10 protein-coding genes and 1 pseudogene are annotated in these 11,085 nt (G+C 67.6%); 4 read left to right on the top strand and 7 right to left on the bottom strand.

All coding sequences use genetic code 11. From position 1 onward, the window contains the following. Window positions 1–450 (top strand): nuclear transport factor 2 family protein (locus AC5RWT_RS29550; RefSeq protein WP_494083311.1); only part of this gene is annotated, 450 nt, incomplete at its 5' end. Between the two features lie 34 nt (window positions 451–484). Here AC5RWT_RS29550 and AC5RWT_RS29555 read toward each other — a convergent pair. The 6 genes from AC5RWT_RS29555 to AC5RWT_RS29580 form a co-directional block, all read right to left on the bottom strand. Continuing rightward, the gene (locus AC5RWT_RS29555) at window positions 485–775 is read right to left on the bottom strand and encodes a WXG100 family type VII secretion target (protein WP_494083312.1); all 291 of its coding nucleotides are present in this window, start codon (window positions 773–775) and stop codon (window positions 485–487) included. A gap of 121 nt (window positions 776–896) precedes the next feature. After that, on the bottom strand, window positions 897–2,354 hold the full coding sequence (locus AC5RWT_RS29560; RefSeq protein WP_494083313.1) for a sensor histidine kinase: 1,458 nt from the start codon (window positions 2,352–2,354) through the stop codon (window positions 897–899). Between the two features lie 3 nt (window positions 2,355–2,357). After that, complete coding sequence (locus AC5RWT_RS29565) at window positions 2,358–3,068, bottom strand: response regulator transcription factor (RefSeq protein WP_494083314.1); 711 nt, start codon at window positions 3,066–3,068, stop codon at window positions 2,358–2,360. Between the two features lie 117 nt (window positions 3,069–3,185). Beyond that, on the bottom strand, window positions 3,186–4,841 hold the full coding sequence (locus AC5RWT_RS29570) for a DNA repair helicase XPB (protein ID WP_494083315.1): 1,656 nt from the start codon (window positions 4,839–4,841) through the stop codon (window positions 3,186–3,188). Then, on the bottom strand, window positions 4,842–7,514 hold the full coding sequence (locus tag AC5RWT_RS29575) for a helicase-associated domain-containing protein (RefSeq protein ID WP_494083316.1): 2,673 nt from the start codon (window positions 7,512–7,514) through the stop codon (window positions 4,842–4,844). 159 nt (window positions 7,515–7,673) lie between these two features. Beyond that, on the bottom strand, window positions 7,674–7,928 hold the full coding sequence (locus AC5RWT_RS29580; protein ID WP_494083317.1) for a hypothetical protein: 255 nt from the start codon (window positions 7,926–7,928) through the stop codon (window positions 7,674–7,676). A 234-nt stretch (window positions 7,929–8,162) separates the two neighbouring features. Between AC5RWT_RS29580 and AC5RWT_RS29585 the strand changes: the two genes are divergently transcribed. From AC5RWT_RS29585 to AC5RWT_RS29595, 3 genes are read left to right on the top strand one after another with little or no spacing between them, the layout of a single operon-like run. Beyond that, window positions 8,163–8,546 carry a cold-shock protein gene (locus AC5RWT_RS29585; protein WP_494083318.1) on the top strand — a complete coding sequence of 128 codons (384 nt, stop codon included), beginning with the start codon at window positions 8,163–8,165 and terminating at the stop codon, window positions 8,544–8,546. 9 nt (window positions 8,547–8,555) lie between these two features. Then, window positions 8,556–9,488, top strand: coding sequence for a DUF3027 domain-containing protein (locus AC5RWT_RS29590; RefSeq protein ID WP_494083319.1), 933 nt, complete (start codon window positions 8,556–8,558; stop codon window positions 9,486–9,488). Window positions 9,489–9,537: 49 nt separating this feature from the next. Continuing rightward, window positions 9,538–10,803, top strand: a complete 1,266-nt coding sequence (locus AC5RWT_RS29595; RefSeq protein WP_494083320.1) for an MFS transporter — start codon at window positions 9,538–9,540, stop codon at window positions 10,801–10,803. 52 nt (window positions 10,804–10,855) lie between these two features. Here AC5RWT_RS29595 and AC5RWT_RS29600 read toward each other — a convergent pair. Continuing rightward, window positions 10,856–11,085, bottom strand: a pseudogene (locus AC5RWT_RS29600) (hypothetical protein); the annotation flags it as partial.

Consider the following 11,085-nt stretch of genomic DNA (forward strand, 5'->3'; position numbering starts at 1 on the left):
CCTGCCGGAACCCGCTCGGTTCAACCGGCAGCGGTGACGCTGCCGGAGCCGGACCTCTTCTCCGAGCTCGAAGACTTCGCCGCCGCAGATGCAACCGCAGAGGGGGAAGCGGCAGAAGAGCTGGTGGTGCGGCTGGAGAAGGAGCTTCTCAGCCCTGCCGTCCGCGCAGACTATGGACGCGTCGCCGTGCTGCTGCACCCCGAGTTCGCGGAGATCGGCGAATCCGGCCGGATGTGGACAAGGGACGCGATGATCAACGAACTGCAGGAGAGCCCCGAGCTGGATGCCTCCATGGAGGTCTTCGCGGCCGAACGGCTCGGCGAAGACAGCATCCTGCTGACCTACCGCAGCGTCCGTCGCGATGGCTCAGCCCTGCGCAGTTCGCTCTGGCAGCGCGACGGACGGCAGTGGCGCCTGCGCTTCCATCAGGGAACACCGGAACAAGGCTGAACCGCCACCGCGCCGGGCCCCAGCACCAAGAAGGTCAGGTCAGGAACATGCGGGCGTTGGCCTCCTCCGCCTGTGAGTACTGCTGCGAGGCATGGGACAACGCGGCGTTGATGCTGGCCAGGGATTCTTCCACCCTCAGCTGGGTGGCCCGCCAGTCCGTGATCAGCTGCTGGAAGTTCGCCGCCGCCGATCCCGTCCACAGCGACTCCAACTCGCGCAATCCGGACTGCATGGTGTTCACCTCCGCCTGCAGTCGTCCGATGGTACCCTGCACTGCCATGCTTTTGGCGGCAAGAGCCTCGCTGTCTACCCGGAATACGGCCATCGTGTCCTCCGCCTGGTGGGGTGGTTATCCAACACCGTTCAGGCTAGGCAGCAGCAGAGGATACCGCGAGGCCCGCACCGCTGGCTGTGGAAAAAACCCTCACCGGGAAGGGCCGCGCGGCTCACTCGAGGTCAAACGGCTCATTTTCATCAGCCAAGGGGTGGTACGGAATCCGGATCGACATGGTCGCGCCGCCGCCCGGAGTCTCGGTTAACCTGACGGTGCCATCATGCTGCGCCACCAACGCCGCCACGATGGCCAGTCCCAGACCCGTGCCTCCGGTTTCACGATGCCGGGAGGTATCGGCCCGGTAGAAGCGTTCGAACACCCTGGCGGCCTCGTCTTCGGAGATCCCCGGACCGTGGTCGCGGACCTCCAGCACGGAATCCAGGCGGTCATCGATGACCGGCTGCACACCGACCGCGATTTCCAGCGGCGAGCCCTCAGGGGTGTAGCGCAGGGCGTTGGTGACCAGGTTGGCCACGACCTGGCGCAACCGGGCTTCGTCCCCCACGATCGGAGCCGGACGCGGCGCACCGCCGTCGAGCCCCACAACGGTAATGGTGCGGTCCGGCGCGCTGGCCCGTGCGTCCAAAGCCGCATCATTGCCCAGCAGGAGCAGGTCCAACGGCTTGGCTTCGAGCGGGCGCTGTTCGTCCACCCGGGCCAGCGTCAGCAGATCTTCCACCAGCTGGCCCATGCGCTTGGCTTCGCTCTCGATCCGGCCCATGGCGGCGCCCACGTCCTCCGGCGACTGCAGGGCGCCGTGCCGGTACAACTCCGAGAAGCCGCGGATGGTGACCAGCGGCGTGCGCAGCTCGTGCGAGGCATCCTGAACGAAGCGCCGCATCCGCTGTTCAGATGCGGTCCGGGATGCAAAAGCGGTTTCGATGTGGGCGAGCATGGCATTGAGCGAGCTGGACAGCCGGCCTACTTCGGTTGCCGGGTTAATCACGTCGACGCGGCGGGAAAGGTCCCCGGCAGCAATGGCCGCGGCTGTTTTCTCCACTGTGGTCAAGGGCTGGAAGGAGCGGGTGACGGCCAGCCACACAATGCCGATGGCCGCCACCGTGGCGGAGACGGCGATGAGCAGCGTGCTCACCGCTACTTTGTCGAAGGTGCTGTTGACCTCGCTGTAGCTCACTGCCACTGCGACGAAGCCGGAATCGTTTTGCAGCGAGATGACCTGAACCCGCCAGCCTTGGCTGTCCCGTTCTGTTCCCGGAACGTGGAACCCCTTGCCTTGCAGGGCACGGGCCATTTCCGGAGTGATGTGGGGCAGTTGCGGGCGGTCGCCGGTGGGGTTCGTGTCAATCGTGAGCTGGCCGTCGTGGTCAAGCAGTGCGCCGTAGTACCTGGACGAGTAGGTCGCTCGGGTGGGGAAGGTCGCCTCACGCACCAAAAAGGATGAGATAGCCTGGCGGTTTTTGGTCAGGTCGTCGTCGAGCTGCTTGACCAGCGTGTCGTGCAGCAGGGTCAGGATCAGCACCGAGGTCACGGTCAAGGTGGCGACCATCAGCACACCCATGATCAGCACCAGCTGCGACCGCAGCGAGGCCGATTTCCACCGTTCGATCATGGATCAGCGGCGGTCGGCCGTGCGCAGCAGGTATCCCACGCCGCGCTTGGTCTGGATCAGTGGCGGGGTGTCCGGGTTCGTATCGATCTTCCGGCGCAGGTAGGAAATGTAGGACTCGACGATGGAGGCGTCGCCATTGAAGTCGTATTCCCAGACGTGGTCCAGGATCTGTGCCTTCGACAGCACGCGGTTGGGGTTCAGCATCAGGTACCGCAGCAGTTTGAACTCAGTGGGGGAGAGATCGATGACCTCCCCGCCCCGGCGCACCTCGTGGGCGTCGTCGTCGAGCTCCAGGTCGTCCACCTGGATGACCGCGTCGTCATCCAGCAGGGGACGTGTACGGCGGAGGACCGCACGGATCCGGGCCACCACTTCGTCCAGGCTGAAGGGCTTGGTCACGTAGTCGTCGCCGCCGACGGTCAGGCCGGTGACCTTGTCTTCGGTCTCGTCGCGGGCGGTGAGGAAAACCACCGGGAAATGTCGTCCGGAAGCGCGGAGCTTGCGCGTGACGGTGAAGCCGTCCATGTCGGGCAGCATCACGTCCAGCACGGCCAGATCGGGTGAGTGCTCTTCGGCAGCGTCCAAAGCTTCACGGCCGTTGGCGGCAGCCACCACCTCAAATCCTGCGAACCGCAGCGAGGTCGACAGCAGTTCCCGGATGTTCGGTTCGTCGTCGACTACCAACAGTTTGGCTTCGGGCTCAGGCTTTTTCACATTCCCAGTGTGCTCCCGGTTTCTGGGAGTTTGCTGAGTATTCGCTGCAGGTGCAAGGCCTTGCGTGGCACGGCCGCGGAGGGGCCACGGGTGACGAACGCGGATCCTGCGCGTGGCCTACGGCTGGACCACGTCCTTGGCGTCCTTGATGGTGTAGGCGTAGCCCTGTTCGGCCAGGAAGCGCTGGCGCTTGGCAGCGAAGTCCTGGTCCAGCGTGTCCCGTGCGACCACCGTGTAGAACCGGGCGGAGCGACCGTCTGCCTTGGGCCGGAGCAGCCGGCCCAGGCGCTGGGCTTCCTCCTGACGGGAGCCGAACGACCCGGAGACCTGGATGGCCACCGTGGCTTCGGGCAGGTCAATGGAGAAGTTGGCTACCTTCGAGACCACCAGCGTCTGCACTTCGCCGCGGCGGAACGCGTCAAACAACCGCTGCCGTTCCTTCACCGAGGTGTCGCCTTTGATCACCGGGGCGTCCAGATGTTCTGCGATCTCATCGAGCTGGTCGATGTACTGTCCGATCACCAGCAGCTGCTCGCCCCGGTGCGCCTGCACCAGGGCATCAACCACCGGGGTCTTGGTGGGGGACGTCGCGCACAGCCGGTATTTGTCGCCGTCGTCGGCCATGGCGTAGGCCACCCGCTCATCGCGCGGCAGATCCACCCGGACTTCGACGCAGTCGGCGGGTGCGATGTAGCCCTGGGCCTCGATGTCCTTCCACGGTGCGTCGTAGCGCTTCGGGCCGATGAGCGAGAACACCTCGCCCTCGCGGCCGTCCTCGCGCACCAGCGTGGCGGTCAGCCCCAACCGCCGCCGGGCCTGCAGGTCCGCCGTCATCCTGAACATCGGGGCCGGCAGCAGATGCACTTCGTCGTAGATGATCAGGCCCCAGTCATTGGCATCGAGCAGTTCCAGATGCGGGTAGAGCCCGCCGCGGCGCATGGTCAGCACCTGGTAGGTGGCAATCGTGACCGGCCGGACCTCCTTGACCGAGCCGGAGTATTCACCTACGTCGTCCGCGGTCAGCGTGGTCCGCCTGACCAGTTCGTCCTTCCACTGCCGCGCGGAGACGGTGTTGGTCACCAGGACCAGCGTGGTGGTGGAACTCGTGGCCATGGCGGCAGCGCCCACCAACGTCTTGCCGGCTCCGCAAGGCAGCACGACCACGCCGGATCCGCCGGCCCAGAAGTTTTCCACGGCTAGGCGCTGGTACGGCCGCAGCTGCCAGCCACCCGGTTCAGCGGATTCGGCCAGCGCGATCGGATGCGGCGTACCGTCGACGTAGCCGGCCAGGTCCTCCGCGGGCCAGCCGAGCTTGAGCAGCAGCTGCTTGAGCTGACCGCGCTGCGAGGAGTGCACCACGGTGGTTTCGGCATCGATCCGCGGGCCCAGCAGCGGCTGGATCTTCTTGGCGTGCATGACCTCTTCGAGCACCGGGTAATCGGTGGTGCGCAGCACCAAGCCATGCTGCGGGTCCTTTTCCAGCCGCAGCCGCCCGTACCGGGACATGGTGTCCTCGATGTCCACCAGCAGCGCGTGCGGCACCGGGAAGCGCGAGTAGGTCAGCAGCGTGTCCAGCACCTGTTCGGCGTCCAGCCCGGCAGCGCGGGCGTTCCACAGCCCCAGCGGGGTGATCCGGTAGGAATGCACGTGCTCCGGCGCCCGCTCCAGCTCTGCGAAGGCGGCGATGGCATGCCGGGCCTCGGCGGACTGCTCGTGGTCCACCTCCAGCAGGATGGTCTTGTCGCTTTGGACAATCAGGGGTCCATTGGCCATTCAGCTGCCCTCCACTAGTTCAATGTCCATCACCCGGTGGATGGATACCGTGCGCTCGCTGTCCCGGTCGGGGTCGAAGACGCGCACCCGCCCACCGCTGACGGACAGCGGAAGCATCACCTGCCGGCGGTGGTTCCCGTCCGGATCCACAATGCCGATCCGCACCTTCTGCTTCAACCGGATGGCGGTGCGCAGCGTTTCCAGTGCCAGCAGCGGCCCCGCTTCTGCTGCGGGGCCGGCGGGAACGCGGCTGCTCCGCAGCATGGCCAGCTGGGCGTCTGCATCTTCTGCCGTCAGTTCCCAAGGGTTCGTTTTGACCGGGAACGACGACGACGGCGCCCGGCCGGCCCTCGGAGCTGTGGCGCCATCCGCCGGGGCACTGTCCGCGGAACTGCCGCCGGTGCCCGCTCCGCCGCCCAACGCCACGCCGTCGTCGGCCTCCGGAGCAGGCGCATAGCCGAGCTGGCGCAGGGAGGCGATCAGATCGCGGGCGCCAGTCCGTGCCACCACCACGGTAGGGGCCAGCCGGCGGAGCCCGAGGCGGTCCGCGCGCGGATCAGCCAGCAGATCCGTCAGTGCATCCTCGTCCTCGCTGCGCAGGTAGCTCGCGGCCGTTCCAACGCGCAGGCCGCCGTGCCGGGCTGCGGTGTCCTCCACCAGGTAGGCCAGCGGTTGGGGCACGCCGGTCGCGGAGTGCTGGGTCAGGAAGCCGAGTATTCGGACAGCATCCCGGCCGGAGTCCAGAGCCCGCCGGATGCTGTCGGCCGAGAACCGGTAGATGGCTGCCGGACCTTGGCCTTCGGCGGTGGACAGCAGGGAGAGCTCCGCGGCGATGTTCGGCGCCAGGTAACCGGGCGCCACCGCCGTCAGGTCCGCTTGCAGCAGGAACCGGTCCAGCGGCGCCGGCAGTTGGTCGGCCAGCAGCGCAGCAGCATCGGAGAGCCGGTCCTGCGCGGCGGCCCGGCCCAGCTCGGTCAGGGCGCCGGAACCTATGAGCCCCATTCGTGCAGCCTCGGCCATAATGCCGGGAACCAGGCGCTCAAACCGGCGCTGCTGCCGGGGCCGGCGCCAGACCAAGTAAGCGGTGACAGCTTCCGGCGAGGGGGCCGGGGTTCGGTCGGCGGCGCCGGCCTCCTGGGGATCGCCTTCTCCGTCGGACCCGCCGGTGGAACCGGGCCCGCAGAGCTCGTCCAGTGCCTCCAACACACGGCGCCGGACGGCCGGTGCATCAGGGCGGGACGCCTCGGCCGCCAGCGCGTTGATGGCGGTGTCCGACGGCGTCCGGCCGCCCACCAGCGAGGGTGCACGGTCCAGCTGCAGCCAGGCCGACACCAGCAACTGCCATTGGTCCTGACGCTCCAGGGAAGCGAAAGCGTCGCCGGCATGGCTCACCCATCTGGAGGTGTCTACGTCCAGGAGGATCAGTCCGGCGGCGGCGGTGAGTTCCAGCAGCCAGCTCAGAGCGTCAGGGGCGATCCGCAGCGAGTCCGCCAGCCGCCGGACTTCGCGCACGCCCACCCCGCCGGCCCGCAGCGTGGCTACCGGGCTCTGGCGTACCTGTTCCAACAGTTCGGCCACCAGCCGCAGCGTCTCGGCTGCGGCGGACAACGCTGCATTGTCGCGCAGGGAGTTCCGGACCGGTTCGGCAGCAATGGCCGGGGGCCGGGTGTGCCAGGGATTGGCTACTGCGCCGCCGCGCACCGCCAGCCCTGCCGGCCGGGGCAGCTCCACATGCGACGCGTCGATCGGTACCAGCAGTGCGTGCGCCGCCAGCCAGTCGACCGGCGAGGCGGCGTCGCGCGGGTCGACTGCGCCCAGTGCGTGCGGCAGCGCTCCGAGCGGGGACCGGCGGAACTTGCCGAGCAGCTGATCTGTGTGCTCGGGAGCCTGTGCCATCAGCGCGGGCCAGGTTGCGGGGTCGGCGAGCCAGGCGTCAAGGGCGGCGGCGGCAAGGGCAGCCGGGGCCGTGGACCCGCCGGCGGCCGACAGTTCGCTGGGACTCACTGACCCGTCCGGAATCGCTGGCACGCCGGGGGCCGTCGGTCCGTCCGGAATCGCTGGCACGCCGGGGGCCGTCCGTTCTTCGAGGGCTGTATCCCGACGAGGCGTGGGGCCTGCGCCCGGCAGGACGTGGCCGGCGTCCTGCAGCAGCCGCACCGTGCGGACCAGGTGTTCAGCTGCCGTGGGACTGGCAGCCGCCAGGGCCGCGTAACTGCGGCCGAGGCCGGCAGGATAAGGTCCCAGTGCTTCGGCGAGGCTCGCAACCGGGAGATAGGCGGGGTATAGCCGGGCGGCACCGCCGTCGTCGTGTGATGGCAGGTCCGCACGCAGCAGCAGGGCGAGTTCCTGGAGCCGGGAGAGACAGGAATCCACATCCTGCAAGGCCGCGGGGCCGTCTGACGTCACGAGCAGGGGCCGCAGGGAACAGGCATCGGCTCCACGGCCGGCATCCACATCGGTGCTGACTACCACGGCTTCGAGTACTTCGAGCTCGGGCCGGGAGAGATTCTCCAGTACCCGCTGCAGGCTGATCCGCGTACAGGCACGTGCAGCCAGGGCGGAAAAGTCAGGCACCGGCGGCAGGCACAGATCCGGGCGGGCATTGAACAGCCGCCGCAGCTCGGTGTCGCTGCGGGCGGCCAGCTGGCCAGCCAAGGCGCGGATGGAGGACATCGGATTAACGTTACCCCGCGCCGCTGGCGCACTGGCGGCCTACCGGAGCCGAAGCGGGCCTGCCACCGGAGCGGAGCGGGCGACCAGAGTGGGACGGTGGTGCGAAGACCGGCCGGAGCCGGGTCGGACCGGCCTTCAGCACCGTCCGCGGATGTGGGGCTAGCTGCGGCGGCGGCGCCGGACGCTGCCGGCAACCAGCAGCAGCATCAGCACAAAGGCAAGAGGAAAGCAGAACCAGGCCAGCCCCAAGAAGCCGCTCCATACCGGCGTGCCGGCCATGGCGCCGGCCAGAATCACACCCAGGCTGACCAGTCCTACGAGCAGTACAAGGATGGCGGCGACCACGAGCAGGCGGTGCAGCGCGCCGGACTCGGCGGGGCTGGACGCATTGTGGGCGGGGACGGGTGGGCGCATGACACCAGATTAACAGTGGAGGTACCGCGGCCCAATTGCGGGCGTTGACGCCATGAGTGCAGAATCAGCCTGCAGCGGGGCTCTGGCGTCGGCGGAACAAGATAACCTAGAGACAGACTTTCCCCGCTCCGGCGCGGTCGCGTGCGCGGCCGGTGTACTACCGGAGGGGGCCCATGGTAAGAACGCAGCAGCGGGCGGTACCGGTGCAATATGACGCAGAACGAGGTAATCAAAGTGCCCATTGGCAAAGTCAAGTGGTTTGACACGGAAAAAGGGTTCGGTTTCCTGGCCAGCGAAGATGGCCAGGAGGTGTTCCTGCATGCTTCGGCGCTGCCGGCCGGCGTCAAAGACGTCAAGCCAGGCACCCGTATGGAATTCGGCATCGCCGATGGCCGCCGCGGCCCGTCTGCGCTCTCTGCGCGCATTCTTGACGCCGCTCCCTCGGTGGTCCGCGCAACGCGCAAGCCGGCCGAGGACATGGCCGTGATTACCGAAGACCTGATCAAGCTTTTGGACGGAATTTCCAATGGGCTGCGCAAGGGCCGTTACCCTGAACGCTCCCACGCGTCCAAGGTGGCTGCGGTGCTCCGCCGTGTGGCCGACGACCTGGACGCTTAAGCGGCCTTGATGACTGAAAACTTGACCGACTCCAGCGCTGAAGCAACGTCCGCGGAGCAGCCGGTCGTCGGCGGGCCGGAGACCGAGGCGGCGCCCCGGCGGCGGCCCGCGCGGCGCGCACCCAAACTTGACCTAGTCCTGGCCGCCGCGGTGGAGCGTGCGCGGGAGGGCCTGTTGGAGATTGCCCCGCCCGAACAGATTGGTGCACACGTCGGGAGCACTGCCGACGGCGACCGGCTAGTCACGCATCGCTTCGAATCAAAGCTGGCAGGCTACACGGGCTGGGAATGGTACGCCACGCTGGCCCGGGTACCCCGCGGCAAGGAAGCCACCGTTTGTGAAGTAGGACTGCTGCCGTCGGAGAAGTCGCTGCTGGCTCCCGAGTGGGTGCCGTGGGCGGACCGTGTGCGGCCTGAGGAAGTTGCGGCAGCTGCGGAAGCGGAGGCCGCCGCGGAGGGCACCCACGTGGCTTCAGCAGCGGATACGGCAGAGGACGCCGCCACTGTAGCCGGGGATGCGGAGCCGGACTCGAACCCTGCCGACGAGGAAGGCGCTGCCCCAGACAAGGACACTGCCGGCGAGGAAGCAACTGCGGACGCCCCGGGTGCTGAAGAGGCCGGGGCCTTTGACGAAGGCACAGCAGCCGTGGACGCCGTTGGCGAGGACGAAGCCGGGGACCCCACTGTTGGCGAGGACGAAGCCGGGGAAGCAGACCCCGCCGTTGGCGAGGACGAAGCCTGGGAAGCGGACCCCGCCATTGGCGAGGACGAAGCCTCGGACGCAGACCCCGTCATTGGCGAGGATGGCGCTGCAAGCGATGTCCCGGATGCAGCTGCCGACGAGCACTCAGCCGCGGACGTCGACGAGCACCCTGCTGTCGCCGTCGACGAGCACTCAGCCGGCATTTCCGGCGCGACCGAGGACGCTGAAGCTACATCCTGACGTGACCCATCGACGAGGCAGGTTCTGCAGCCGGAAAGGGCGGTGAAGCATGTTTCGTTCGCTGCGGTTGTTCAACTACCGGATCTGGTTCATTGGAGCGCTGGTCTCCAACATCGGTACATGGATGCAGCGTACAGCGCAGGACTGGCTGGTCTACGACATCCTGACCGAGCAAGACGCCGCAGCCATGGGCGTTGTGATGGCCCTGCAGATGGGTCCGCAGCTGGTCATGGCTCCGTGGGCCGGGCTCGTTGCCGACCGGTTCGACCGGCAGAAGCTGCTGATGGCCACCCAGATCTCGATGGCTGTGCTGGGCTTGGGGTTGGGCTTGATGGTGATGGCCGATGTGGCCCAGCTGTGGCATGTGTATGCCTTTGCCCTGGCGCTTGGAATGGTGACGGCAGTGGATGCGCCGGCACGGCAGACTTTTGTCTCGGACGTGGTCCGCGACGACTACCTGCCCAACGCCGTGGCGCTGAACAGCACCTCTTTCAACCTTGCCAGAATGGTCGGGCCAGCCATCGCCGGTGTACTCACCGTTGCCATCGGTCCCGGACCGGTGTTCCTGATCAACACCGCGACCTTTGCGGCAATGATTGCTGCGCTGCTGGCCATTCGCCGGCAAGAACTTCACGTGCGAGAGAAGGCGGCCAAGGGTCGGGGCCAGATCCTCGAAGGATTCCGGTACGTGAAGCACCGTCCGGACCTTGTTGTGGTGCTGGCCGCCATCTTCATTATCGGCACCTTCGGCTTGAACTTTTCCGTCTTCGTCGCCTCCATGGCGCGCACCGAGTTCGGCGGCCATGCCGGTGACTTCGGCCTGCTTTCCTCGGTGATGGCAGCCGGGTCCGTCACCGGATCGCTGCTCAGTGCACGGCGTGACCGGCCCCGGCTCCGCTACATCTTCGGCGCCTCAGTGGCCTTTGGAATCGCCTGCACCTTGGCAGGACTGGCACCGACGGTTTGGCTCTTCGGGCTGGCACTGGTGCCGGTCGGTGCGGCGGCCATCACGATCATGACCAGCGCCAATGCCTACATACAGACCACGACGGCGCCGATGATGCGCGGACGCGTCATGTCCTTGTATATGGCCATCCTGATGGGCGGGACACCGGTTGGTGCACCCTTGGTCGGCTTGGTGTCCAACAGCTTCGGCCCTCGGTGGGGGCTGGGGGTGGCAGCGCTGTCCGGGGTGGCGGCCGCCGCCGTCGGGATCGTGTGGGCCTGGCGTGCGCATCACATGCGGCTGCGCTTCGACCGCAGCGCCGAGCGGAAACTCAGCCTTACCTTCGGCGTGCCGGACCGGCTTGGTTAACAGTCCCGAGACCGCAGGCAGCGCAGTCCAGCATCTACCGGCCATGGGAACTTCAGAAGGGTGGCGGTGCGTGCGGGTCGGTGTTCTCGTCGGGCAGTTCGATGCCGCCCAGGGTTCGTTTGGGCTTCGGCTGTTCCGGCGGGATTTTCCTACCCACCCGCGGGGCGGGGTTGTCTTCGCCGCCGGCCGCGCGCTTACTGTCGCCGCTCCCGCCGCCCCCGCCGCTCCCGCCGCCCCCGCCGCCGGGCAGGAGGGCCTCCCACCCTTCGTCCGGGAACGTGC

Source organism: Arthrobacter sp. Dra40 (genome assembly GCF_059091905.1).